We start from the raw sequence: 24,110 nt of genomic DNA on the forward strand, positions 1-24,110 counted from the left end.
CCCGGAAGCTAAGGCCACCTGCGCCGATGGTACTGCACTCGACAGGGTGTGGGAGAGTAGGACACCGCCGGAACATCTTTTGCGGAAGGCCCCCAACTTCGGTTGGGGGCCTTCTTGCGTTCGCGCACAAGTCGTTTCGAGATCTCCTGTCCGGGTATCGCCGGAAACAGTTCGACAGGAGTGAGGATCTCGATGAGCACCACAGCCGGCAGAGGCTCCCAGGCGGAGCGAATCGCCCAGCACCCCACGTTCGAGCGCTTTGCGCGCGCCGGATTCGTCATGAGTGGAATCGTCCACCTGATCATCGGCTATCTGGCGCTACGCCTGGCCCTCGGTGGCGGGGGCACGGCCGATCAATCGGGCGCTATGGCGGAACTCGCCGAAAAACCAGGCGGCCCTTTCATTCTCTGGGTGGCCGTAATCGCTTTCACGCTGCTCGCGCTGTGGCATGTGGTGCAGGTCTTCCTGGGTAAGGCGTCGCAGCCGGATCACCAGGACAAGAAGCACGAGGCGCTACAGCGAGTCAAGGCCGGCGCCAAGGCCGTCATCTACTTCGCCTTCGCGCTCACCGCACTCAGCTTCGCCCGAGGCAGCGGCAAGTCCAGCAGTGGGCAGAGCCAGAGCTGGAGTGCGCGGCTGATGGAGAACACCGGCGGCAAGTTCCTGCTGGTCGTGATCGCCCTGGTGATCATCGGTGTCGGCGGCTACCACATGTACAAGGGCGCGACCAAGAAGTTCGAGGAGGACCTGGAAGGCGGAGTCAGTGAGGTGGTGCGCCGCATGGGCATGACCGCCTACCTGGTGAAGGGGTTCGCCATCGGTGTGGTCGGCGTTCTGCTGATCATCGCGACGTTCCAGTCCAAGCCGGATCAGGTGGCGGGCCTCGACGGCGCGCTCAAGACGCTCGGTGCGCAGCCCTTCGGTGTGGTGCTGCTGATCATCGTCGGTCTCGGCATCATCATCTACGGCTTCTACAACTTCGTGCAGGCGCGTTTCGCCAAGATGTAGCGTGAGCGCCCATGGCGACCACCATGATCGGTAAGCACGTCAACGCGCCGAGGCCGGATGTCTATCGGCTGCTGGTGAATGCGGAAGCGGTCCAGACCTGGCAGGTCCCGACCGGAATATCCAGCGAGGTCCACGAATTCGACCCTCGCGAGGGCGGCCGCTTCCGCATCACCCTCACCTACGACGACCCGACCGGCACCGGCAAGACCACCGCCCACAGCGACACTCACCACGGACGTTTCGTCACCCTCGTCCCCGATGAGCAGGTGGTGCAGATCGTCGAATTCGAATCCGACGACCCCGCCCTCAGCGGCGAGATGATCATCGCGGTAACCCTTACCGACGCCCCGGACGGCGGCACCGACATCACCGCCCTCCACGAAAACCTCCCCGCCGGCGTCGACCCCGAACAGAACGAAATCGGCTGGCGACTCTCCCTCGCCAAACTCGCCGCCCTGGCCGAGACCGGGCGAATCCCCTAGCGACCCAGGGCAGATTCAGCCTCCGACAACGTGTTCGGGCTGAATGTGCAGGATCACCCGCTCGACGCCGCGCCGTTCCGCATAGGGGTAGGTGTCGTGTTCCAGGTATTTGCGCGCCAGCTGGTCGAGGAACTTCTTGTGCGGGTCCGCCTCGATCTCGACCACTCGGCCGCGTACCTCCAGATAGCGGTAAGGGTCGTCCGGATCGAGGATGGAGACCGAGACCCGCGGGTCGCGGCGGATGTTGCGATACTTCTGCCGGTCGGTCCCGGTGGAGATGAGCAGTTGCCCGGCGGCGGCGTCGAACCACACCGGGTGCGTCTGCGGCTCGCCGTGGGGGCCGAGCGAGGCCAGCTGCGCGAAGCTCTTCTTCGCCAGCAGATCGAGGTGGCTGTCGGGGATCTCGGTGCGCGGGGCCCCGGCAGCGGTGAGCCTGTTGATGCTGTCGATATCGGTGGCAGCGTCGCGGATGCTTTCCGCCATTGTCGCTCCTTCAACCGCGCGCGGCGCGGCTTGTCGATGGTCGTCGCGGATGGGCGGAGTCTCGCACGGACCACCGACAGAGTGCGGCGGCTCGTGGTGCGAGCCGCCGCGTTCGTCCGGTCAGCGCCGGGCGAATACCGTGTCGTGACAAGCGGATACGAGTTCGACGAGCTCGGCGCCCGCCTGCTCGCCGAGGACGGCGAAGGCGGGGTCGATCATCTCGTTGGTCATGGCTTCCGCGCGCTCCCAGCGCCGCAGCACCTCCGGGGTGGTCTCCTCGAAGGGACCTTCCCAGCCGAAGAACGCGGCCTGGTTGGGGCCGTCGTTGAACGGTGAGCCCTTGATCAGGACCGCCTGCAACGGCGTCAGACCGCTGGCGAGCACCGCCATCAGGTGTACTCCGCCGCGCAGCTCACGCAGTGTGTGCGCGAGGTGCAGCACGCGGGCGGGCGCGTCGTCGGCCAGTGGCATCGCCCGCCAACCGGCGAAGAGGGCGGCGCCGGCCGAATCGGCCGCCGTCACCACGGCTTCCATCAGTTCGGCCAGGCGCGGCGCGGACTCGAAATCCGCCAGCTTGCGGCGCCCGAAATCCTGGCAGGCGCCGAGGTATCCTTCGGCGGCCTTGGCGGCGGGCACCGCCGCCGAGGACTCCCAGCCGGTGCGGATCGTGCTCAGCGGCAGGAACCCGAACGCCGAACGCACCACGTCGGCGTCCACTTCCCCGAGCACGCCGCCGCGGCCGCGCACGTAGCCGCCCAGAAATCCCTCCACTCCGGTGCTCGCCGCGAATTCCTTGGCCTCCCGGGAGAACATGAAGCTCCCGCCGACCCGCTGGATCTGCTCACTGACCGCGGCCGCAACCGACATTTCGCATCCTTCCGACGAACAACCCTGTCTTCGCAGACTATTCACCGGGGCGCGGCGCCCGTCCAGCGCCTCCGCTCAGTCGCGCTGCGGCACCGCGCAGCCGTCGGGCCCGCAGGCCTCGGCCTCGCCGAGCACCTCGATCTCGGGTGCGTGATCGCCCCACGCGCGTTCGAGCGCCTGGGCGAACACCTCGGGCTGCTGTGCGCCGGACACGCCGTACTTGCGGTCGATGACGAAGAACGGCACCCCGCGCGCGCCGAGCCGGCCGGCTTCGGCCTCGTCGGCCCGCACCGCGTCGGCGTAGGCGTCGGGGTCGGCGAGCACGGCGCGGACTTCGGCCTCGTCGAAGCCGGCCCCGGCCGCGACCTGCACGAGCCGCTCGGTATCGCCGAACAGCGGCCGCTCGTCGGCGAAGTTCGCCGCGTAGAGCGCGTCCAGCAGCGCTTCCTGGCGACCCTGCGCCAGGGCGAAGTGCAGCAGCCGGTGCATGTCGAAGCTGCTGCCGAAATCACGTCCCTCGATGCGGTAGGTCAGTCCCATCGCCTCGGCCTGCGCGCCGATCCCGCGTTCGTTGGCGGCGGCCTGGGCCTCGCTGATGCCGTACTTCTCGGCGATGTGCGGAATCACCGCGTCGCTGTGGCCGTGGTCGAGGGTGGGGTCCAGTTCGAAGGACCGGTGCACCACCTCGACGGCGTCCCGGTGCGCGAAGCCCGCCAGCGCCTCTTCGAAGCGCCGCTTGCCCAGGTAGCAGAAGGGGCAGTTGATATCGGTCCAGATCTCGACCTGTACGGCCATGACACCTCGTTCCGTCGTCCGCGGCGGCGGAGGGTTCCGTCCACCACGGGTAACAACCCCGCGACCTGCACGGATGTTCCCGTCAGCGTTCGATCCGGGCCTGATCGGCCGCCGCGCGACCGGCGTCCCAGCCGGCGGCGCTGGGGATGGTGGTGCGTTTCGGGCTGACCGCGGGAAACAGGGTGTCGAAGGCTTTGTCGATCCGGGCCTGGTGCGAGGCCAGCACCGGCAGGAGGCGCTCGCGGTCGGCCGCGTCGGCGATCGTGGCCTCGGTGGCCGCGGCCAGGCGCTCACCGATACGAGTGGCGTAGGCGAGCAGGAACGACTTGCGGTAGGACCGGCTGCGCGAGTGCTCGTCGCCGATGGCCGGATCGCCCGTGGCGATCATGGTCCGGGTGGCCTGCACCAGCAGCGAGGTGACCAGGATCTCGACGGCGTCGAGGTCGTCCTCATCGCCGACGATGGTGGTGAACCCCCAGGTCGAGGCGAAGATGGCGCGGCAGCGATTGGCGCGGGTCACGACCTCGACCAGCAGGGCTTTGGCGTCGGTGTAGGGGGTGTCGAGCCAGAGCCGGCGGGCGCCGGGCAGGTCGGGCGCGGGTCCGGCGGCCTCGATCAGGACGCGATCGAGGGCGTATTTGGTCATCAGTTCCTGCGCCTTGGCGGACAGGCTTTCCGCTTCCTCGGGAAAAGACGTCGATTCGGCCTTGGCCAGCAGCCCACGTACCCGGGTGAGCGCCTTCTCGTCGGCGTGATGTGTGCTGCCCGTGCCGCGCGCGGTGCCGGGCAGCGGCCGGATGAGTTCCAGCTTCGGCAACTGCACCAGCAGGCCGAGCGCCTGGATCACCGTCGTCGCGGCCTCGACCGGTGTGAGCAGGTGTCGATCCGCCCACTGGCCCAGGTGCGGCCGGGTCGCCGACCACCACATTCGCATGCCCGCGAGCTGTTCCCGCCACATGTCATCGATCGTCTCGGGCGTATAGGCCGCCATATAGGTGGCGAGCACGTCGCGCAGGTAGGCGACCGCGAACTCGTCGACCCGGCGGCGCGCGGCCTGCTCGATGTCACCCGGCAGCCAGCCGTTCGCGAGCACCTGCGCGATGATGCGCTGGGCGGCCAGGTCCGCACCCTGCTCCAGCTGCGGCGTCAGTGGATCGCCCAGTCCGGCAGCACAGCGCCCGGCCACCCCGGCGTCGCCCTGCGCAGTCGCCAGTGCGGCGGCCGCCAGCGCGTTCGCGACTTGCTCCGGCGTCTCCGTACCCTGGGCCGCCCACAGATCGGCATCACCCTGCCGCGCCCGCCGTTTGGCCGCCCGGTGGGCGCGATTGGGTTTCTTCCCCACGGTGGCGGCTCCTTTCCGGTGACTCGCGGTGTCTGTACGGTACGGCCACCGGCAAATCCCGTTGGTGACGGTCTGCCGATTCGTCGGCGGCCGCGCACTATGGGACCGGGCCCGGTCCTGCGCTAGCGGACGGTGTCGTCGGCGCGCGGGGTGATAGTCGAGGCGGGCGCCAGATTCCAGCGTTCCAGCTGTTTGCGGATCTGTTCGGCCGCATCGATATTGAGCGGGCCGCTGGTCCACAGGGCGTAGGGCAGGTTCAGGAAACGGCCCTCGGTGACGGCGCGCAGCTGGTTGATCCCGGGCTTGGTGCGCAGCAGTTCCACCTTCTGGGCGAAGGTCTGTTCGGGGTAGTCGACGAACATGATGGCGTCCGGGTCCGCGGCCGCGAGGCGCTCCCAGGAGACCTTGGTCCAGGTGTCGTACACGTCGTCGAGGACGTTGCGGCCGCCCGCGGCCTCCAGGATCGCCTGCGGCGCACCGAATTTGCCGCTGGAATAGATGGTGTCGCTGGCGCTGTCGAAGAGGAAGATGTTCGGGCGGCGCGCGGGCTGGGGCGCGGACCTCAGCGCGGCCAGGCGCTGGTCCAGATCAGCGGTGAGTTCGGCGGCCCGGTCGGCGCGGCCGGTGATCGCGCCGAGGTTGGTCAGGTCGGTGCGCAGCGCCGTCCACGGCTCCACGATGCCGCGCGCGCCCTCGCCGGACTGGCGGCAGCTTTCGGTGAGGACGTAGGCGGCGACCCCGTCCTGCCGCAGCGAGGCGGGGGTGAGGTTCTTGGCCTCGTCGTAGCCGTAGTTCCAGCCCGCGACCATCACGTCGGGGCGCTGGGCGAGCACGGTCTCCCGTGCGGGATATTGCGGTGCAACGGATTTCAAGCTGTCCACGGCCGGGCCGTAGTGCCGGCGCAGGGTGTCGGCGTCGCGCTGGACGCTGGAGACCGCGACCACCTGATCCTGCGCGCCCAGCGCGAGCGCCATCGAGACCAGGTTGCCGTCGTTGACGAACATCCGCTGCGCGGGCGCCGGGAACTGCACGTCGGCGTCGCAGTTGCGGAGCGTCAGGGTCCCGGCGGCGGGCTCGGTGTCGCTACAGGCGGCCAGTGCGGCGGTCAGCGCGGCCACGGCCAGCACTCGGACAGTGGTTTTCATCGGTATCGCCTTTCGCGAGCGCGTCACACGGACGCCGGGGGAGTGAGCAGAAGATGGGATTCGCCGGTGTCCGGGTGCTGGACCCGCAGCGCGCGAACCCCGAAAACGGTCTCCAGGACGTCCGGGCGCAGTGCCTGCGCGGGCACGTCGAGAGGGTGTGCGCTGCCGTTGTGCAACACCAGGATTCGATCGCAATAGCGGTCGGCCAGCGAGATCTCGTGCAGGGCCATGATGACCGTGCGGTTCAGAGTCCGCGCCAGTGCGAGCAATTCGAGCTGATGCGTGATGTCGAGGTGGTTGGTCGGCTCGTCCAGCAGCAGGACGGGGGTGTCCTGCACCAGCGCGCGGGCCAGCAGCACGCGCTGGCGTTCCCCACCGGAGAGCCGGCGCACCGGCCGATCCGCGAATCCGGCCAGATCGACCGCGGCCAGGGCTTCGTCGATGGCCTGCTGTTCGCGCGGCGACCCCGCGCCCCACGGGGGAAGATACGGAGTGCGGCCCAGCGCGACGACCTCCCCGGCGCGCAGGTCCGCGGGCGGACGCTCGTCCTGGGCGACCAGAGCCACGATCCGGGCGCGGCGGCGCGGCGAAAGATCGTGCAGCACGTGGCCGTTCACGACGATCTGCCCGTGCGCGGGCCGCTGCACCCCGGCGAGCACGCGCAGCAGGGTGGACTTGCCGCTGCCGTTCGGGCCGACGATCCCGACGACCTCGCCCGCGTCGATCTCGAAGGTGGCGCCGGAGACGATGCGCCGCTTGCCGGCGGCACAGGTCACCGCACGGGCCGCGACGGTGGCTCCGCTGTCCGCCTGGGAGAGCGCCTCCGGATCGGTCACGCTGTGACCTGCCCGGAGCGAGCTGGCCCGGGATTGCCCGGCGGAGAACGGTGACCGCGGTTCATGACTCTCCGAAGTGGTAGCGGCGGCGGCCGAGCAGCAGCAGGAATGCCGGCGCGCCGATGAGCCCGGTCAGTACCCCGACCGGGATCTCGGTCGGGCGGCCGATCGCACGCGTCGCGGCGTCGGCGACCACCAGGAACAGCGCCCCGCACAGCGCGCTGGCCGGCAGGAGGTTGCGATGACGCGGACCGACGACGAGACGCGCCGCGTGCGGAATGACCAGCCCGACGAACCCGATCCCGCCGGAGACCGCGACGAGCACACCCACCAGCACCGCGAGCAGCACGAACAGCGCGATCCGCAACTGCTTGACCGGAACGCCGATGGCGGCGGCGGTGTCGGCCCCGAAGGCCAGCGCGTCCAGCCAGCCGCTGAGCGCGCAGAGCGCCGCACCGCTGAGCGCCACCACCGCGAGCGGCAGGCCGAGCTTCGTCCAGTCCGCGCCCGCGAGACTGCCCAGCAGCCAGAACAGCACCGACTGCGCGGCCGCGGGATCCTTGCTGCGAAAGACCAGGTAGCTGCTGAACGCGGCGAACGCGGACGCGAGCACGGTCCCGGTCAGAACCAGTCGCATCGGCGTCAACCCGCCCTGGGCGACCGCGATGACGAAAACCATGGCCGCCGCGGCGAACGCGCCCGCCAGCGCGCCCGCCGACAGCGCCCAGATTCCGGCGCCCGCGAACAGTCCGGAGGTGATGACCGCCGCCGCCCCGACGCCCGCGCCCGAGGACACCCCGAGCAGATAGGGATCGGCCAGCGGGTTCCGGACCAGCGTCTGCATGGCCGCCCCGGCCAGCGCCAAGCCCGCGCCGACCACCGCGGCCAGCACGGTGCGCGGTACCCGCAACTGCCAGACGATGGTGTCCAGGCCCAGATCCGGGGTGACGCCGCCGAACAACCGGTGCCGCAGCACGTCGACGACCGCGGAGACCGGCAGCGTCTCGGCGCCGAACCCGGTGGCCAGGATCATCGCGCACACCAGCAGCGCCGCGAGCGCCGGCAGGGCGACCGCGCTTCGGACACGGACCATCAGGCGCGCGTCCACGCGGGTAGTGCTTCCTCAGCAGGCAAGTCGCGGCCTTTCCGGAGTTCGTCCCGGCGAGGGAGGTCTGACTCTCGCCCGCTGGGGCGATCACAGTGGCGCGACCGTTCCGGGTTCTCACCGGATTCCCGCACTCGCCGGAAATGACGGTGTGAACCATACCGGTCTGTTCCGTTCGTCCACTGTGCCGGTCTCGGCAACGCTGTGACCAGGCATGCAGCGAAGTCCTTCGCTTAGCGAAGGTTTATCTCGGGGCAGACCGGTAAGTCCGATGGCGGACCATCCATTTCGCAGACACAGTGGAGTGATGTCGCTGTTGGACGATCGGCACCCGTCCACCGTCACCGACTACGACGACGCGCGACGCCGGGCCCGCTGGCGGGACACCCGCCTCGGCGCCGACTGGACGACGCTGCGCCGCACCAGGGTGACGCTGGTCAGGCTCTCAGTTGTGCTCATCGCGGTACTCGTCGCGTTCGCCCAGTACTGGACCCACGATGTCGCGCCGGAGCGAGCCCGCCTGGCCCGCACCGAACCGGCGATCCTGCCCGTCGCCACCCCCGGCGAACAGCAGAACTGGGACACCGTCGTGGTCGACCTCGTCGGGCTCGGCAACCTCAACGCGAGCGACACCGCCGAAGCGCTGCCGTCGCTGTCCCGGCTCGGCGTGGTGTGGGCGATCAAATACGACAATCGCGGTATCGACACCAAGGTCATCGCGGACCTCATCGTCCGCGCCGCCCTGATGTCGGGGGTGGAGAACGTCGTCCTGGTCGGGCACAGCATGGGCGGAGTGATCGCGCTCGAGGTGGCCCGCCACATCCACACCGAAAGCGATCGCCGGCTGGTCGGCGTGCTCCTGGACTGCACACCCGTCGACCTGAACGCCGTCCGCGAGGAAAGCCGGGGCCGCGGCGAGGACATGGTGCGCTGGATGGGCTGGCTACCCGGCGCCCGCGAAAGCCGCGCCCTGCGGTTCATCGTCGAGATGTATGCCCGGCGCGGCGAATTCGTCGACCGCGGTCTCTACGGCGACCCGGGAATCCGGATGCCCGAACTCCGGGACGCCGCCGAACGGGTGCTGCACGACAAGATCTTCAACCCCGACGCCGCCAGCAACGGGCTGATCGAGTCGCAGTTCCTGGCGATCGTCGCGGGCGGCGCGGGCAACGACCTGCGCGCCCTCGCCCGCCCCGTCCCCGGCAAACTCCGCCCCGCCGTCGTCTTTCTCCGCCCGCGCGAGGCCGGGCGCGACCGGGTCGTCGACGTCGAGTACTCCCACCAGGTCCTGATCGACCTCGCCGGCGGCGTCGACGGCACACTGCTGGTGGCCTTCCCCCGCGACACCGGCCACGCCAACCCGATCCAGCGCCCGACCGAATACAACCGGGTCATCACCGACCAGGTGCTGCCGTTCCTCCAGCGGTTCCAGCAGCAGATCCGCCAGCCCGCGACCGTGGCCGCGCCCGGTTAGTGAAAGCGCCTGTCCTACTTGAGCAGTGCCTCGGTCAGCCCGCAGACCTTCCAGTCACCGCTTTCCTGCACCAGTTTGTAGGTGAAGGTCTGGGCGGTGGTCTTGCCGGCGACCTTCACGCTGATCTCGGTGGTGAAGCTGCCGCTGCTCGCGCCGCTGGCGACGTCGACGCTCTTCAGCGTGCTCTTCGCATCGATGTTGGGCGCCTTGGTGGGCACGACGCCGGTGGTCTTCACACTGTCCAGCTTGGCCAGATCGGATTTGCAGACCAGGCTCTTCTTGTCGCCGGTGCCGTTGACCCACGCCTCGGCGACCTCGCGCGGCGTCTTGGACGAGCCGCCGATACCGCCGTCTTCGCCGGAGAACAGGAAGAACGCCCCCACGATCACGATGATGACCAGCACCGCGCCGCCGCCGAGGAGCAGCGGCAGCGTCTTGTTGCCGCCGTTGCGGGGCGGCGGCGGGTACTGCTGGCCGTAGGGCGGCTGCCCGGGGCCGGGCGGGCGACCGTATTGCTGAGGCGCGCCGTATTGCTGAGGCGCGCCGTAGGGTTGCTGGCCGCCGTAGGGTGGTTGACCGCCGTAGGGCTGGCCGCCGTAGGGCTGCTGCGGCTGCTGCCACCCGCCCGGCTGGTTGTACGGATTGGGTGGTTGTGGTGCGTTCATGCGAGTCCCGCGAATCCAATCTTGGCTGAAATACGGACATAGGCCCCCCGGGGCCATCGCGATTCAACCATGATCGGCCCGGAACGGTCACCGCGCGCCGACAGGATTTACCGGGAGTTGAGCCGCTCCTTCACCGGGAGCGGCCTCGGGTCAACAGCTTTCAGCGCACCCGCGTGCCCAGCAGATGCCGCACCCCGGCCACGAACAACTGCAACCCGAAATCGAAACGCGCGGTGGGGTCCGCGTTCTCGTCCAGCGGCGTCGCCCCCTCCGGCAGCGCGCCCACCGAATCCATCTGCATCCGCGACTGCTCGTCGACGGTGTGCCCGAGCACGTAGTACAGCAGCGTGAAGGCGGTGAGCTCGGCTTCCTCGCGGGGCATGCCCGCGCGAATCGCGGCGCTGACGAAGCGTTCCCGGCCCTTGCTGGTGGTCAGGCGGGAGGCGTAGGTGGCCGAGACGAGTTCGGCGCCGTCGCGGTAGGCGAGCAGGCAGTCGCGCAGGCGGTGCGCCAATTCGCTGACCTGGCCGGACCATTCGTCGGCCCGGATCGGATCTTCCATCGGCGCGAGGATCTTGTCGGCGACGGCGCCGAGCAGGGCCTGCTTGTTGGGGAAGTGCCAGTACAGCGCGCCGGGCTGCACCTGCAGCGAGCCGGCGAGGCGGCGCATCGTGAGGTCGGCCAGGCCGTACTGGTCCAGGATGGCGATCGCTCCGTCGACCACGTCCGCCCGATGCAGTTGCACGCCGATTCCCTTCACACGTGTTTTGACTCACTCTCGAACCTACCCTAGCCTGAACACCGTTCAAGTTGCACGGGGACCTCGTGCACAGCCTGTCGAAGGGACTTCGTGACGTGACCCAGGCACCCGTAGATACCGGTTCACCCACCCTGCCGACTTCGTCGGCTGCCACACCGGGAATTCTGTCGATCGCCCGCGAGCAGGTGCTCGAGCGCGGTGTCGGCCTGACGCAGGAGCAGACCCTCGAGGTGCTCCGCCTCGGCGACGATCAGCTGGAAGACCTGCTCGCCCTGGCGCACGAGGTGCGCATGAAGTGGTGTGGCCCGGAGGTCGAGGTCGAGGGCATCATCTCGCTCAAGACCGGCGGCTGCCCCGAGGACTGCCACTTCTGCTCGCAGTCGGGCCTGTTCCAGTCGCCCGTGCGCGCCGCCTGGCTCGACATCCCGAGCCTGGTCGAGGCGGCCAAGCAGACCGCCAAGTCCGGCGCCACCGAATTCTGCATCGTCGCCGCCGTGCGCGGGCCGGACGCGCGCCTGATGGCGCAGGTCGCCGCCGGTGTGGAGGCCATCCGCAACGAGGTCGACATCCAGGTCGCATGCTCGCTGGGCATGCTCACCCAGGAGCAGGTCGACCAGCTCGCCGCCATGGGCGTGCACCGCTACAACCACAACCTCGAGACCGCCAAGTCGCACTTCCCGAAGGTCGTCACCACGCACTCCTACGAGGAGCGCTGGGACACGCTGCGCATGGTGCGCGAGGCGGGCATGGAGGTGTGCTCGGGCGGCATCCTCGGCATGGGCGAATCGCTCGAACAGCGCGCCGAGTTCGCCGCGCAGCTGGCCGAGCTCGAGCCCGACGAGGTGCCGCTGAACTTCCTCAACCCGCGCCCCGGCACCCCCTTCGGCGACCTCGAGGTGCTGCCCGCCTCCGACGCGCTGCGCGCCGTCGCCGCGTTCCGGCTCGCGCTGCCGCGCACCATGCTGCGTTTCGCCGGCGGCCGCGAGATCACCCTCGGCGACCTCGGCGCCAAGCAGGGCATCCTCGGCGGCATCAACGCCGTCATCGTCGGCAACTACCTGACCACCCTGGGCCGTCCGGCCGAGGCGGACCTGGATCTGCTCGGCGAATTGAAGATGCCGATCAAGGCGCTCAACGAAACGTTGTGAGCCAGCGTCTGCTTGCCGGACATGATGGGTAATGTCTTGAAGGTGGTTCCTCAAAGCATGGACGAGCGCTACAACCCGTTCACCGGGAAGCGGATCGTGCCCGGCCTCGACGACGCGGTTCCGCCCGCCGCCGCGCTCGGGCTGGAGCCGCCGCGCTTCTGCGAGCAGTGCGGGCGCCGGATGGTCGTGCAGGTGAGCCCGGACGGCTGGTGGGCCAAGTGCTCCCGGCACGGCGTGCTCGATTCGACGAGTCTGGAACGCCGCTAGTGCCGGCCCCCGGCGGCGGAGTGGTGTACGGCCCGGTCGCCTTCGGCGTCCGGCGTGAGGTGCGCGCGGCGCTGCTGGTCGGCGCCGCGCTCGTGGTACTCGGCATCGCCGGCGGCGTGGCGTGGGGTTTTCTCGCGCCCGCCGAGCATCTGCTGGTCACCCAGCCGGGGCGCGGCGCCCCGCTGACCGGCGAGAGCACGCATCAGTTCGACGCGGTCGCGATCTTCGTCTGCCTGGGTTTCGTGGCGGGCGTGCTGTCCGCGGTGGCCGTGTGGAAGTGGCGGGCCGTGCGCGGGCCGATCCTGCAGCTCGGGCTGCTGGTCGGCTCGCTGGTGAGCGCGTTCGCCATGCGGTGGTTCGGGGAAACCGTTGCGGAGTGGCGGTTCCCGCGGCCGGACGATCCGGCGGTCAACACCGTCATCGCGCTGGCGCCCGAGGTCGGCAGTTCGCTCGCGCTGGTGGTGCAGCCGATGATGGCTTCGCTGGTGCTGATGTTCCTGGCCGCGTTCAGCGCCACCGAGGATCTGGGCACCGGGTTCGCCGGGCCGTTCGGCACCCAGCGGCCGGTGGTGAGTTTCCCGCCCGGCGGCGATTTCCCGACGTCCTACGCGCACGAGCCGGTGTCGCACAACGCCGACGGCTCGGTGACCTACGCCGACGGCACCATCGAATACCCCAACGGCACGAGCAGGTATCAGGGCGACGCCCAGTCACGATCTCCACACTGACTGTTGTCCGAACCGTTGCTCCCGCGACGGCACAGGCGTACCAGAACGCCCTAACATTGGGTTATACGCACTGCGTTCGAGGAGGAACGAGTCGTGGCGTTCATCGGTAGCGGCCCGGTTGTCGAGGAACTCGACGCCAAATTCTGGAGGCTCACCGAGCCGGTGGTCTACCAGGGCGACAGCCAGGTCTTCACCGTGCCCGCGGGCTTCCGCACCGATTTCGCGTCCGTGCCCCGCGCCCTGGTCTGGCTGATCCCGCGCTACGGCGCCTACACCCGCGCCGCCATCCTGCACGACTACCTGATCCACTCCGACGAGGTGAGCACCGCCGACGCCGACGGTCTCTTCCGGCGCGCCCTGCGCGAACTCGGCGTCTCACTGCCGCGCCGCTGGATGATGTGGGCCGCGGTGCGCGTGGCGAATGGCCTGGCGGGCGCGACAATCGGCGATCTCGGGCGCTTCCTGCTCGTCGCGGTGCCCTCCGTGGTGTTCCTCGCGATCCCGGTGATCGTGGTGACCCTGTTCCTGTGGATCTTCTGGCTGGTGGAGTTGGTGTTCTGGGCCGTCGCGCGGGTGAGCCGTCGCACCGCGGCCCCGCCGCCGAAGCCGCAGATGAAGACGGCCTGAGCGCCGCCCGCCGGAAATTCGGTGGCCCCGCCGCCACTGGCGCTCTACCGTGAGCAGGCCCGATACGCAGAAAGGGGGCTCCGACATGAAGCGTCCGACCACGACACCTGCCGAGCGCCCCGACCTCGTCGCGTGGCGTCTGCGGCACGAGCTCCGGCGTTCCAGCGCCGCGCAGCCGATCACCAGCAAGCGGCAGTATCGCCGTAATCGCAAGCACCGCAAGCGCGAGAACGACTGATCCGTCTTCTCGTGCGCCGAAGTCGTCTCGGCGCAGCGGTTTTCGCCGCGATGTGTCCGGACCGGAACCCGCTCTTGCCGTCCTGACCTGCCTGTTCGATCTTTCTCGCGTCCTGGCGCGGGCGCGCCGTCCCTAACGTTCTCGGTGTCCGGCGACAATCCGAACGAGGGGTCTCGACCATGCCTTGGAAGTCTCTACTGGTGGCCGTGGTGCTGACCGGCACCGGCCTCGCCACCCTCAGTGCGATACCGGAACCTGTTGTTCTGCAACACATCAGCGATCCGGTCGGCGGGCTGCCGCTGCCCTGCCATCTCGAACCGCTGAAACTCGAGCCGAGTTCACCGAAGGAGCCCACGGCGCTCCCGTCCATGCCGTGCGTCGCCGGCGTCGAGTGACGTGTGCGCCGCTACGGTGGGCGAGAAATCAGGAGGGGTAGATGAATTCGATCCGGGGGACCGGGCGGCTCCAGCCGTCACCGCGCACGATCTTCGCGCAGCGGTTCGGGGAACTGTTCGACGCGGCGGGCAATCCGACCCTGCGGCGCGTGGCGGCGGCGGCCGAGGCGCGGATGCGCGCCGCCCGGGCGGCGGGGAACAAGGGCGGGGTATCGATCCAGCGTATCAGCGATTGGAAAGCCGGGCGGAACGTCCCCGCGAAGTTCGAAACCCTGCTTCCCGTGGCGCTTACGTTGATCGATGAGGCCCGGAAGTCGAATACGCCGGTCCCGCCCGCGCTGCTTTCTGTGCAGGAGTGGCAGCGCCTGTGGACCGCCGCCATCGAATGGGATCCGGCCTCGGCGGCCACCGAATGCCCGTACCTCGGCCTGACCGCCTACGGCCCCGCCGACGCCGAGCTCTTCTTCGGCCGCTCCCGGCCGACCGCCGAGTTCGTCGAATTGATCCGCGGCACAGTCGGTCCCGAGGGGCAGGGCGGAGTCGTCATGCTGGTGGGCGCCTCGGGTGCGGGAAAGTCCTCCCTGCTCGCGGCTGGCGTCATCCCGGAACTGGCGCAACCTGAACAAGATTGGGCGATCGCGACGCTGACACCGGGCCCCGACCCGATGCGCGCGCTGATCACGGCGGTCTCCGCGGAGGGGACGGAGACCGCCGTCGGGGACGCGCCGGCGCAGTGGGGGCGAGGCCACCGCCGTCTGCTCGTGATCGATCAGTTCGAAGAACTGTTCACCCTGTGCGCCGACGAGGACCAGCGCTCCCAGTTCCTCACGGCCCTGGAAGATCTCGCCATCCGCCGCGACGGCGCACTCACCGCCGTCGTCGTCGCGGTGCGCGCCGACTTCTACGCCCGCTGCGTCGACTTCCCGGTCCTCGAGGACGCCCTCAAACACCGCAGCTATCTGCTCGGCCCCATGCGCCTGGACGAGCTGGCCGAGGCCATCACCCGCCCCGCCGAATCGGCCGGCTACAAACTGGAATCCGGGCTCGAAGAGCTGGTGATCAGTGAGCTGTGCGGACTCGGCAGTCGCGGCGCCCGCCGAGCCTACGAGCCCGGTGCTCTGCCGCTGGTCTCGCACGTCATGGAAGCCGTCTGGCAGCGGCGCGACGGCATGCGCCTCACCATCGACGGCTACGAACAAGCCGGGGGCGTCCTGGGTTCGGTGGCTGCCACCGCCGAAAAGGCCTGGGGCGAGCTCTCCGAGTTCCAGCAGGCGGTGGGGAAGCAGGTTCTGCTCGGGCTGGTCGCGGTCGGCGACGATTCCCGCGACACTCGCCGCAAGGTCGGCCGCGCGGACCTGGTGCGCCAAACCGTCGAAGCCACCGAGGCGGCCCTGGATGTTCTCGCCCGCACCCGGCTGATCACCCTCGACACCGAATCCGCCTATCTGACACACGAAATCGTCCTGGACGCGTGGCCGCGTCTGCGTTCGTGGATCGATGAGGACCGGGTGGGATACCTGGAAAGGCAACGGCTGCACGCCGATGCCGCGGATTGGATCGCCAACGACCGCGATCCTTCGCTGCTGTATCGCGGTGCCCGGCTGGTCACCATGCGGGAGCACGCCGGAAACGGCGCGGTCGGGGTCGCGGCCGAGGAGTTCCTCGCCGCTTCGGGGGCCGCGCGGCGACGAGCCGAGCAGCGGTCGCTGGTGCTGCGCTCGGCGCTGGCGCTGCTGACGGTGGTGGCGGTGGTCTTGGCCGCGGCGGCGTTCGTCCAGAACGGCAGGGCCACCCAGCAGCGCGACAACGCTGTCTTCGCGGCTCTGGTCGCGAAGGCGGACCGGCTGCGCGATCGGGACCCGTCGCTGTCGGCGCAGCTGACGCTGATCGCGCATCGGCTGCGTCCGGCAGACGCCGAGATTCGTGCGCGCCTGCTCGACACTCAGACGCTACCGCTGGCGAAATCGCTGCCCGCGCATACGGAGTCGGTCACGGCCCTGGCATTTCGCCCGGACCGGCGGGTGCTGGCGACAGCGGGCCAGGATCGGACGATTCGGCTCTGGGACATGACGAACCCGGACCGGCCCCGCGCGTCCGGAGTGATCCCGCTGGACATCGGGGTGGACGTCGACGGCCTCTACTTCAGCCCGGATGGACGTTTTCTCGCCGCCGGGGGCTGGTTCGCGCAGGCCAGGCTGTGGGATGTGCACGATCCGGACCGGCCCGTCGCGCTCGCCGGGCCGCTGTCACCGGGCGCAGTACTGGGCTTCGACGCCGATAGCCGGACGATGGTGACCGCGAAGTTCGGAAGCGGTTACACCCTCTGGGATTTGACCGAACCGACGAAGCCGCGGCCGCGTCCGATGGTGATCCCGGGCGAGGTGGATGCCAACACCTCCCTCGATGTGTCGCCCGATCGGAAACGGGTCGCGGTGGTGAACAGGGATCTTGCCGTGGAGATCTGGGACACCTCCGATCCGGACGCGGCCCGCCGGCTCGGCACGATTCGAGACGACGCGTCCTGGGCAGGATTCAGCCCGGATGGCCGAATCCTGGCGGTGGCAGGGAAGCAGGTACCTTCGATCCAACTGTGGGATATGTCGAAAGGTGCGCTGCCGCAGCCGATCGGGCAGCCGATCCTGGTGGGGACGGGGGAGTTGTTCGCGTACGCCCGAGCGATCGCGTTCAGCCCCGACAGCCGCCGTCTGGCCGTCGAACACGGCGTCTCCGCCTCGGGCAAACTGACAGTGCTGTCGCTCGCCGACCCGGCCCATCCGATGGTGACGGCCTCCTGGCCTGCCACGGGTCTGGGCGGTTCGATCGATTTCGGTCCGGATGAGCGCCTCTATGTCGCCGGGCAGGACGGATCGGTCCACACGTGGTCGCTACCTGCCGCGCCGGAAGGCACCCCCTATGTCGGCGGTTTCGACTTCGACGCGGCGGGCCGCCGTTTGTTCCTCCGCGACTCGACGGGCCCCGTCGAGGTCTGGGACACCACCGACCCGGCCGCCCGACGTCGAGTCGCGACAGCCGAACTCCCGGGAATCTACGGGCCGCCCATTGTCAGCCCAGACGGGAGGAAAGTCCTGTTCCAGCTGTCGGGCGGTGGGGCGAGAATGGTCGAGGTTTCCGACTCGGCCGAGATCCGGGCCTTGGGCGATCTGCCCGACCTTTCCGAGTTCGAGAATGCCGTGTTCAGCTCGGATTCCACGCGGCTGTTCAGCGTGCAGCGGCACCCGTCAGGGTCGCCTGCCGAGCATGTGCTCGAGACCTGGGATCTTTCGGGCGGTTCCGCACCCCGCCGGCTCGGCGAAGCGGCTCGGATCTCCGAACTGCCAGGTCTGAACTCCTTTCCACGGACTGAGCTGGCCCGGGTACCACGCCGCGACCTCGTGGTGATGGCCGGCGCGAGCGGCTATCTGGGTCTGTGGGACACCAGCGATCCGGCGGCGCTGCGCGAGGTCGGCCGAATTCCCGCCGGCCTGCCGAGCGCACGGATCACTTTCGTGGTCAGCCCCGATGGGCGCAGCGTGGCCACCGCTGCCGACGGGCAAACGATCCGGGTCTGGGACATCTCCGATCCCGGTGCCGCTGCCGAGCTCGCAAAGCCACTGCGCGGCCACGCCGCGCTGGTGCGGTCGCTCGCCTTCAGCCCGGATGGTACGTCGCTGGCGTCCGTGGGCCAGGATTCGGAGCTGCGCCTGTGGGACTTCACCGACAGATCCGCGCCCGAACCTATCGAGTATCCGCTGGCCTCAGCAGTCGTGACGGATGAGACCTCGGTCGCGTTCGCTCCGCAGGGCGGCTACCTCGTGACCGGCTACCGGGGGATCCGGTGGTGGAATCTCGACGAGCAACAGGTCGCCGACCGGCTCTGCGCCGACACCAGCCCGATCACCGAAGCCCAGTGGCGAGAGCACGTCGCGGAACTGCCGTATCGGCCGCCTTGCGGCCGAGCCGTTGATCAGGAGGGTCGATGAGTTCGACGCGGGGCACCGGGCGACTACGGCCATCGCCGCGCACCGTCTTCTCCCAGCGATTCGCCGCGCTGTTCGAGGCTGCCGGCAATCCGACCCTGCGGCGGGTCGCGGTCGCGGCCGAAGCGCGGATGCGAGCCGCACGGGCGGCGGGGCAGAAGGGGACCGTATCGATTCAGCGCATCAGTGACTGGAAGGCGGGGCGCAATGTCCCCGCCAAGTTCGAAACCTTTCTGCCCGTAGTGCTTACGCTCATCGATGAGGCACGGAAGTCCAGTGTGCCCGTGGCGCCAGCGCTGCTGGACGCCCGGGAATGGCAGCGGCTGTGGACAGCGTCCAACGAGTGGGACCCGGATTCGGGTGCGGCAGAAGGGATCTGCCCTTACCTGGGGCTGGCCGCGTATGGGCACGACGACGCCGATGTCTTCTTCGGTCGTGCCCGGGTCACTCAGGAACTCGTCGATCTGGTCCAGGGTTCCGTGAGTGGGGCAGGCGGCATGGTCGTCGTGGTCGGCGCGTCCGGCGCCGGCAAATCCTCGCTGCTGGCCGCCGGTCTGATTCCCGCACTTGCGGATCCGGCCGAGGAGTGGGCGATCGCCACGATGACGCCGGGCACGGACCCGGTGCGAGCGCTGCTGAAGGCGGTGGGGGCGGAATCGGCCTCCGCGCTCGAGCCGGTGAGTGCGCTGGATGATTGGGGGCCGAGCCGACGGTTGCTGGTTGTCGACCAGTTCGAAGAGCTGTTCACGATGTGCTCGGATCCGCAGCGCCGCAGGGAGTTCCTCGACGCGCTGGCGCACCTGTCGATCCGGGACGAAACCGAGCCCGCCGCAGTCGTTCTCGCTTTGCGCGCGGATTTCTACGCGCGTTGCCTCGACATCCCAGTCATGGCCGACGCGCTGAAGCATCGCAGCTTCCTGCTCGGGCCCATGCTGCTCGACGAGTTGGCCGAGGCGATCAGCAAGCCCGCGGAGCTGGCCGGGTACCGGTTGGAATCCGGTCTGGAAGAACTGATCATCACGGAACTGTGTGGTCTCGGTGGGGAACGGCAAGGCTATGACCCGGGAGCCCTACCGCTCGTCTCGCACGTGATGGAAGCGGTGTGGCAGCGGCGGGACGGCACCCGGCTCACGATCGACGGCTATCGAGACGCCGGCGGCGTGATGGGATCGGTGGCGGCGACCGCGGAGAAGGCGTGGAGCGAGCTCACCGAATTCCAGCAGGCCATCGGCAAACAGGTCCTGCTGGGGCTGGTGACTGTCGGCGAGGACGCCCGCGATACCCGCCGCAAGGTGAGCCGGGACGAATTGATCAGCCGCACAGTCGAAGCGGCCGAGACCGCGCTCGACGCACTCGCACGCACCCGGCTCGTCACCCTCGATTCGGATTCGGCCTACCTGACCCACGAGATCGTTCTCGACGCGTGGCCACGATTGCGCGGGTGGATCGATGAAGACCGGGTCGGATACCTGGAACGCCAGCGGTTGCAGACCGATGCGACGGACTGGATTGCCAGCGGGCGTGATTCATCGCTGCTGTACCGCGGCGCCCGGCTGACCACCATGCAGGAGCATGCCGACAACGGCAGCGTCGGGCCGGTCGTCGAAGACTTTCTGGCGGCCTCGCAGACTGCTCGCCGGCGCGCCGAGCGGCGGTCGACACTGCTGCGGTCGTCGCTGGCATTGTTGACGGTCCTCGCCCTCGCCCTCGCCGGCGTGGCGTTCGTGCAGAACGGCAATGTCGAGAAGCAGCGGGACAATGCGATTTTCAACGCGGTGCTCGCCGAGTCCGACCGCTTGGAGACCATCGATCCTTCCCTGTCCGCCCAACTGGTTCTCGTCGCCGACAAACTGCGACCTGGGGATCCCGAAGTCGATGCGCGGCTGGCGAATACACAGAACATGGCCTTGGCCAGCCCGTTGGCCGGTCATTCCGGATTCATCGATGACGCCACCTACTCACCGGATGGCCGACTGGTCGCCACCGCCGGGCACGATGGCACGGTGCGGCTCTGGGATGTGTCGGATCGGCGTAATCCCTTTGCCGTGGGCAAGCCGCTGACCGGACACGCCGAAATGGTGCAGGACGTCGCGTTCAGCTCTGACGGCACCATTCTCGCGTCGGCGGGATCCGACGATACCGTGCGGTTGTGGGATGTACGGGATCCAGCCGCAGTTCGGCCTCTTGGCACGCCACTGCCCACCGGCTACCCGGTTGTCGTCGCGTTCGCGCATGACAGTTCGATGCTCGCTACATCCAACGCCGCTGGTGGAGTCACCTACTGGGACACCACGAATCCGGCCCATCCCGTTGTGGTCGGCACCCCGATTCTCGCGCGTCCGAGCGCCGGTTCTCCGCACAGTGTCGCGTTCAGCCCGGATCTCCGGACTATCGTCACCGCCGCCGAGTACGCGGTGACCGTATGGTCCGTCGGTGATCCGCGACTCGCGGCGCTACCGCGCGGCCAGCTGGCCGACGGGGCAGCCTCCGTCGCCTTCGCCGGTGACGGTAGGACAGTGCTGACCGCGGCGGACACCATCCAACGCTGGGATATACAGGACCCCGGTGCGCCGAAGCCCATCGGCCGAGCGCTGGAACTCGGAATGGGTACGGTCGGCGAGGAGATGGTCGTCAGCCGCGATGGCCGGCTACTCGCCGCTGAATCCGATCGCGGCGTGATGGCCCTGATGAATATCTCGGACTCTGACAACGTGCGCCCACAGGGCGGAGTGCTGGCGGGCACCGCCGGTTTGATCACCGCGGTCGAGATCGCTCCGGACGGTGAATCCCTGGTGACCGGCGGACAGGACGGGCTGCTGCGGATCTGGTCACTTCCGGCCACCGGGCTGCCGGGCACTCCCCGCTGGTCGTCTCCGCCGATGATCGACGCCGCCGGTGCGGTGATGGTCGCACTATCCGAAGAGGCGCTCGAAGTGTGGCGGGTCTCCGATCCGAACGCCGCCCATCGAATCGGCTACGCCGCCCTCGGTTCCACACGCTTCGTGCAGGCGGCCTCGAGCCCGAACGGCCGGACCGTGGTCGTCGGCAAGTCGGCAGGACCCACCGATATCTGGGACATCTCGGACTCCGCGAGCCCTCGCAAAATCGGCGAGCTTCCCAAGGAACGAACGGGAGCGCTGACAACCGCGCTGTTCAGTCCCGATTCGAAGTACCTCGTCACCGGCGGCTGGAAAGGCACCCCGGAGAGTTTTCGCGGGCGGGAAATCGTTCAGCTGTGGGATGTGTCGGATCCTGAGCATCCGCAGCCGGTAGGCGGCGCGCTGTCGGAAGCAGCCGACTACGTTTTCGATCTGGCATTCGACCCGACCGGCAGGTTCCTCGTGACCGGACGCATGCGCGAATCGGTGGTGATATGGGACCTTTCCCGGCCGGACCAGCCCGTGCGGCGAGGTCGGATATCTGCCGGACAAGCGGAATCAGGTCTGGACCTGGTGTGGTCCCCGAACGGCGAAACCCTCGTCACCGCTACCGACGATCAATCTCTCCGGGTCTGGGACGTCAGCGATCCGGACGATCCCAAGGCGGTGGGGGACCCTTTGGCAGGGCACACAGCGATGATCACCTCGATGTCCTTCAGCGCTGACGGCCGCACACTGGTGACCGGAAGTATCGCCTCGGTGCGAATCTGGGACTTCTCGAATCCTGACGCCCCCAGGTCGCTGCGCCACCCGGCGGTCGCCTATCCAGGAGGGAAAGCATCGACGCCGGCGGAATATCATCCCGACGGTAAACACCTGTTCGGTATCGGCGCCGGAGGCGAGGCGCAGCGGTGGACCCTGGATCCCCAGGAATCGAAATCTCGCATCTGCGACGTCACCCGAGCCGTCTTGACGCCGCAGATCTGGAAAGTCCACCTGCCGCAGCTGCCCTATGCGCCACCCTGTGAATAGGGCAGCCCAGGTCGATCAGCTGCCGAAGACCTCGTCGAGCGTTTCCGCGGTGATCAGCCGCGCCGCCCAGAGTTCCAGGTGCCCGGTGTCCGCGATGCGAATGGTGCTCTCGAGGGAGACCGGCAGTGTGCCGAACTTCAGAGCCAACTGTTTTAGCAGGATACGAGCCTGCCCACGCGCTTCGCCCTCGGCGCGCAGCTGTTCACCGGTAGTCATGAGGACCTCCTTCGCGCGCGGGCCGAGCTGGTCGATGAGTGGTGCGAGAGCAGGCACGCTGGTCTCGCCGACAGTAAGAATGTACGTGATCGGGGCTTCGAGCTCATCGCTGCCGAGCAACTCTCGCAGGTGTTCGGCGAGGGGAAGGAGATCGACGTCCAGGTGGTGGTTGCCCGGGACGATCTTCAGGAGGCTGAGCAACACGAAGGCCGGTTCCGTCAGTTTCCGCGCGGACAGTTCGGCGATGTCCACGGTGGTGAGGTCGTCGAGGAGGAAACCGAATCTGGGCAGGTAGTCGGCGAGGGCTACCCGGGTGTCGTGGTCGACATCGAGAAGGTCGGACAGCTGGGTAGGCGTATTCCAGTGGCGACCATCCGGGCTGGCGTGCACGACGACGGGTATCACCAACGGCAAGGTTTCGCTGTCCGGGTGCTGGCCGAGGTATCGGTCCCAGATCCGGTCGACGTAGCCGGACATCCGTTTGGCCATCATCCGGTCGGGCCGGCTCTGGTGCTCGATCAGACAGTAGATGTAGGCCTCGTGGTCTTCCAGCCGCGTGCGGAACAGGGCGTCGCTGTAGCGCGAGTGCAGTTGCTGAGAGACGAAACTGCACGGCTGGAGTTCGAGCGCATTCCAATCCAGGCGTGCCGCTACCGCTTTCGGCAGGATGGCGCGCAGTTCTCCGGCGGCGTCGGCGGGACGCGACATGACCTGACGGAAGTAGGCGTCGTGGGGGTTGGTCGGCGGGGTGGCCATGATCGCGCAAGGTACCCCTGAAAAAGCGGCGACACACCAGGTTTCGGCGCAGCCAGGAAGTTGCTGCCGGGCGAGTCGAGGGTCAGCCGGGTGGGCGGAGGGCGGCGAATTCGTCGGTGACGCGGATCTCGGAGTCGGTGTAGCGGTAGAGGGCGGCGGGGCGGCCGCCGGCGCGGCCGGGGGCGGCGGTGGCGCCGGTGGGGGTGATCACCTTGCGGCGGGTGAGGACGCGCTGGAGGTTGGTGGTGTCGACGTCGTAACCGAGTGCGGCGCAGTAGATTTCGCGCAGGGTGGACATGGTGAAACGCTCGGGGGCCAGGCCGAAGGCGATGTTGGTGTAGGAGAGTTTGGCGGCCAGGCGGGTGCGGGCGTGTGAGACGACGGTGCCGTGGTCGAAGGACATCGCGGGCAGGGCGGAGACGGGGTGCCAGGCGGTGTCCGGGGGCAGGCGCGGGTCGGCGGTGAGCGGGACGAGTCCGAGGTAGGCGGAGGCGATGCGGCGGGGGCCGGGCACGCGGTGCGGGTCGCTGAAGACCCACACCTGTTCCAGGTGGGCCAGCTCGCGCACGTCGACCTTCTCCGCGAGTTGGCGGGCGGCGGAGGTGTCGAGATCCTCGTCGTCGCGCAGGCGGCCGCCGGGCAGTGACCAGGTGCCCTTCTGTGGGTCCAGCGCGCGCTCCCAGAGTAAGACCGAAAGTTCGTGCTTTTGGTCGGGCGGCCACCTTCTCGGCGGGGCCTCGATGCCTGGACCTGCGGCGATGCTCGCGGGGACGGGGCGAACCTGGAACACCGCGGTGAGCGTTTCGTGGATGGTGCTACTATGGGCCACGTTTTCGATTGTAAGTCGAAAACCTGGTTTGGTGCGAATCGGCAAGGAGGCCGACC

General features: G+C 68.7%; 22 protein-coding genes and 1 riboswitch. Of the genes, 11 read left to right on the forward strand and 11 right to left on the reverse strand.

The window, feature by feature from the left end; genetic code table 11:
- The first annotated feature begins 279 nt into the window (after nt 1-279).
- The gene (locus AB0I43_RS40435; RefSeq protein WP_356981393.1) at nt 280-1,008 is read left to right on the forward strand and encodes a DUF1206 domain-containing protein; all 729 of its coding nucleotides are present in this window, start codon (nt 280-282) and stop codon (nt 1,006-1,008) included.
- A gap of 11 nt (nt 1,009-1,019) precedes the next feature.
- Complete coding sequence (locus tag AB0I43_RS40440) at nt 1,020-1,490, forward strand: SRPBCC domain-containing protein (RefSeq protein WP_357434213.1); 471 nt, start codon at nt 1,020-1,022, stop codon at nt 1,488-1,490.
- 15 nt (nt 1,491-1,505) lie between these two features.
- On the opposite strand, the gene AB0I43_RS40445 is transcribed toward AB0I43_RS40440, so the two are convergent.
- From AB0I43_RS40445 to AB0I43_RS40475, 7 genes are all read right to left on the reverse strand, one after another.
- Nucleotides 1,506-1,973, reverse strand: coding sequence for a PPOX class F420-dependent oxidoreductase (locus AB0I43_RS40445; RefSeq protein ID WP_356981395.1), 468 nt, complete (start codon nt 1,971-1,973; stop codon nt 1,506-1,508).
- A gap of 120 nt (nt 1,974-2,093) precedes the next feature.
- Nucleotides 2,094-2,840: a hypothetical protein gene (locus AB0I43_RS40450; protein ID WP_356981396.1), complete on the reverse strand. Its 747-nt coding sequence runs from the start codon at nt 2,838-2,840 to the stop codon at nt 2,094-2,096.
- 75 nt (nt 2,841-2,915) lie between these two features.
- The gene (locus tag AB0I43_RS40455) at nt 2,916-3,635 is read right to left on the reverse strand and encodes a DsbA family oxidoreductase (RefSeq protein ID WP_357434215.1); all 720 of its coding nucleotides are present in this window, start codon (nt 3,633-3,635) and stop codon (nt 2,916-2,918) included.
- Between the two features lie 82 nt (nt 3,636-3,717).
- Nucleotides 3,718-4,977 (reverse strand): DUF2786 domain-containing protein, encoded by a 1,260-nt coding sequence (locus AB0I43_RS40460; RefSeq protein WP_357434217.1) that lies wholly within the window; start codon nt 4,975-4,977, stop codon nt 3,718-3,720.
- 122 nt (nt 4,978-5,099) lie between these two features.
- On the reverse strand, nt 5,100-6,122 hold the full coding sequence (locus AB0I43_RS40465) for an ABC transporter substrate-binding protein (RefSeq protein ID WP_357434219.1): 1,023 nt from the start codon (nt 6,120-6,122) through the stop codon (nt 5,100-5,102).
- Nucleotides 6,123-6,145: 23 nt separating this feature from the next.
- Nucleotides 6,146-6,958: an ABC transporter ATP-binding protein gene (locus tag AB0I43_RS40470; RefSeq protein WP_357434222.1), complete on the reverse strand. Its 813-nt coding sequence runs from the start codon at nt 6,956-6,958 to the stop codon at nt 6,146-6,148.
- 61 nt (nt 6,959-7,019) lie between these two features.
- Nucleotides 7,020-8,051 carry an iron ABC transporter permease gene (locus AB0I43_RS40475; protein WP_357434263.1) on the reverse strand — a complete coding sequence of 344 codons (1,032 nt, stop codon included), beginning with the start codon at nt 8,049-8,051 and terminating at the stop codon, nt 7,020-7,022.
- Between the two features lie 54 nt (nt 8,052-8,105).
- Nucleotides 8,106-8,239: riboswitch (cobalamin riboswitch) on the reverse strand.
- A gap of 131 nt (nt 8,240-8,370) precedes the next feature.
- On the opposite strand from AB0I43_RS40475, the gene AB0I43_RS40480 reads away from it, so the two are divergent.
- Complete coding sequence (locus AB0I43_RS40480) at nt 8,371-9,537, forward strand: alpha/beta hydrolase (protein WP_357434224.1); 1,167 nt, start codon at nt 8,371-8,373, stop codon at nt 9,535-9,537.
- A gap of 14 nt (nt 9,538-9,551) precedes the next feature.
- On the opposite strand, the gene AB0I43_RS40485 is transcribed toward AB0I43_RS40480, so the two are convergent.
- Nucleotides 9,552-10,202: a hypothetical protein gene (locus AB0I43_RS40485; RefSeq protein WP_357434226.1), complete on the reverse strand. Its 651-nt coding sequence runs from the start codon at nt 10,200-10,202 to the stop codon at nt 9,552-9,554.
- Between the two features lie 160 nt (nt 10,203-10,362).
- Nucleotides 10,363-10,947 (reverse strand): TetR/AcrR family transcriptional regulator C-terminal domain-containing protein, encoded by a 585-nt coding sequence (locus AB0I43_RS40490; RefSeq protein WP_356981403.1) that lies wholly within the window; start codon nt 10,945-10,947, stop codon nt 10,363-10,365.
- Between the two features lie 146 nt (nt 10,948-11,093).
- Between AB0I43_RS40490 and bioB the strand changes: the two genes are divergently transcribed.
- The 8 genes from bioB to AB0I43_RS40530 all read left to right on the forward strand — a co-directional run bounded on the left by bioB (nt 11,094) and on the right by AB0I43_RS40530 (nt 22,253).
- Nucleotides 11,094-12,110 (forward strand): biotin synthase BioB, encoded by a 1,017-nt coding sequence (bioB, locus tag AB0I43_RS40495; protein ID WP_357434265.1) that lies wholly within the window; start codon nt 11,094-11,096, stop codon nt 12,108-12,110.
- 57 nt (nt 12,111-12,167) lie between these two features.
- On the forward strand, nt 12,168-12,377 hold the full coding sequence (locus tag AB0I43_RS40500; RefSeq protein WP_357434267.1) for a hypothetical protein: 210 nt from the start codon (nt 12,168-12,170) through the stop codon (nt 12,375-12,377).
- A complete protein-coding gene (locus tag AB0I43_RS40505) occupies nt 12,377-13,105 on the forward strand; it encodes a DUF2567 domain-containing protein (protein WP_356981405.1) in 729 nt (242 codons plus the stop codon). The genes AB0I43_RS40500 and AB0I43_RS40505 overlap by 1 nt, the downstream gene beginning before the upstream one ends.
- 93 nt (nt 13,106-13,198) lie before the next feature.
- Nucleotides 13,199-13,732, forward strand: coding sequence for a DUF1353 domain-containing protein (locus AB0I43_RS40510; protein WP_357434228.1), 534 nt, complete (start codon nt 13,199-13,201; stop codon nt 13,730-13,732).
- 85 nt (nt 13,733-13,817) lie between these two features.
- Nucleotides 13,818-13,970, forward strand: a complete 153-nt coding sequence (locus AB0I43_RS40515) for a hypothetical protein (protein ID WP_357434230.1) — start codon at nt 13,818-13,820, stop codon at nt 13,968-13,970.
- A gap of 179 nt (nt 13,971-14,149) precedes the next feature.
- Complete coding sequence (locus tag AB0I43_RS40520; RefSeq protein WP_357434231.1) at nt 14,150-14,365, forward strand: hypothetical protein; 216 nt, start codon at nt 14,150-14,152, stop codon at nt 14,363-14,365.
- A 41-nt stretch (nt 14,366-14,406) separates the two neighbouring features.
- Nucleotides 14,407-18,345, forward strand: a complete 3,939-nt coding sequence (locus AB0I43_RS40525; protein ID WP_357434233.1) for a hypothetical protein — start codon at nt 14,407-14,409, stop codon at nt 18,343-18,345.
- 128 nt (nt 18,346-18,473) lie between these two features.
- A complete protein-coding gene (locus AB0I43_RS40530) occupies nt 18,474-22,253 on the forward strand; it encodes a hypothetical protein (protein WP_357434235.1) in 3,780 nt (1,259 codons plus the stop codon).
- 15 nt (nt 22,254-22,268) lie between these two features.
- Here AB0I43_RS40530 and AB0I43_RS40535 read toward each other — a convergent pair whose 3' ends face one another.
- Together AB0I43_RS40535 and AB0I43_RS40540 are read right to left on the reverse strand one after the other, a co-directional pair.
- A complete protein-coding gene (locus AB0I43_RS40535; protein ID WP_357434237.1) occupies nt 22,269-23,225 on the reverse strand; it encodes an Rpn family recombination-promoting nuclease/putative transposase in 957 nt (318 codons plus the stop codon).
- A gap of 82 nt (nt 23,226-23,307) precedes the next feature.
- A complete protein-coding gene (locus AB0I43_RS40540; protein ID WP_357434239.1) occupies nt 23,308-24,054 on the reverse strand; it encodes an NUDIX domain-containing protein in 747 nt (248 codons plus the stop codon).
- Nucleotides 24,055-24,110 lie beyond the last annotated feature (56 nt).

The organism is Nocardia sp. NPDC050435, assembly GCF_040655395.1.
GTDB lineage: Bacteria > Actinomycetota > Actinomycetes > Mycobacteriales > Mycobacteriaceae > Nocardia.

What these genes read in the sequence shown, in the direction of transcription:
- AB0I43_RS40525 (WP_357434233.1), top strand. Translation starts at nt 14,407, where the DNA reads ATGAATTCGATCCGGGGGACCGGGCGGCTCCAGCCGTCACCGCGCACG.
- AB0I43_RS40500 (WP_357434267.1), top strand. Translation starts at nt 12,168, where the DNA reads ATGGACGAGCGCTACAACCCGTTCACCGGGAAGCGGATCGTGCCCGGC.
- AB0I43_RS40480 (WP_357434224.1), top strand. Translation starts at nt 8,371, where the DNA reads ATGTCGCTGTTGGACGATCGGCACCCGTCCACCGTCACCGACTACGAC.
- AB0I43_RS40535 (WP_357434237.1), bottom strand. Translation starts at nt 23,225, where the DNA reads ATGGCCACCCCGCCGACCAACCCCCACGACGCCTACTTCCGTCAGGTC.
- AB0I43_RS40485 (WP_357434226.1), bottom strand. Translation starts at nt 10,202, where the DNA reads ATGAACGCACCACAACCACCCAATCCGTACAACCAGCCGGGCGGGTGG.
- AB0I43_RS40515 (WP_357434230.1), top strand. Translation starts at nt 13,818, where the DNA reads ATGAAGCGTCCGACCACGACACCTGCCGAGCGCCCCGACCTCGTCGCG.
- AB0I43_RS40475 (WP_357434263.1), bottom strand. Translation starts at nt 8,051, where the DNA reads ATGGTCCGTGTCCGAAGCGCGGTCGCCCTGCCGGCGCTCGCGGCGCTG.
- AB0I43_RS40530 (WP_357434235.1), top strand. Translation starts at nt 18,474, where the DNA reads ATGCGAGCCGCACGGGCGGCGGGGCAGAAGGGGACCGTATCGATTCAG.
- AB0I43_RS40465 (WP_357434219.1), bottom strand. Translation starts at nt 6,122, where the DNA reads ATGAAAACCACTGTCCGAGTGCTGGCCGTGGCCGCGCTGACCGCCGCA.
- AB0I43_RS40435 (WP_356981393.1), top strand. Translation starts at nt 280, where the DNA reads ATGAGTGGAATCGTCCACCTGATCATCGGCTATCTGGCGCTACGCCTG.
- AB0I43_RS40520 (WP_357434231.1), top strand. Translation starts at nt 14,150, where the DNA reads ATGCCTTGGAAGTCTCTACTGGTGGCCGTGGTGCTGACCGGCACCGGC.
- AB0I43_RS40440 (WP_357434213.1), top strand. Translation starts at nt 1,020, where the DNA reads ATGGCGACCACCATGATCGGTAAGCACGTCAACGCGCCGAGGCCGGAT.
- AB0I43_RS40455 (WP_357434215.1), bottom strand. Translation starts at nt 3,635, where the DNA reads ATGGCCGTACAGGTCGAGATCTGGACCGATATCAACTGCCCCTTCTGC.
- AB0I43_RS40445 (WP_356981395.1), bottom strand. Translation starts at nt 1,973, where the DNA reads ATGGCGGAAAGCATCCGCGACGCTGCCACCGATATCGACAGCATCAAC.
- AB0I43_RS40450 (WP_356981396.1), bottom strand. Translation starts at nt 2,840, where the DNA reads ATGTCGGTTGCGGCCGCGGTCAGTGAGCAGATCCAGCGGGTCGGCGGG.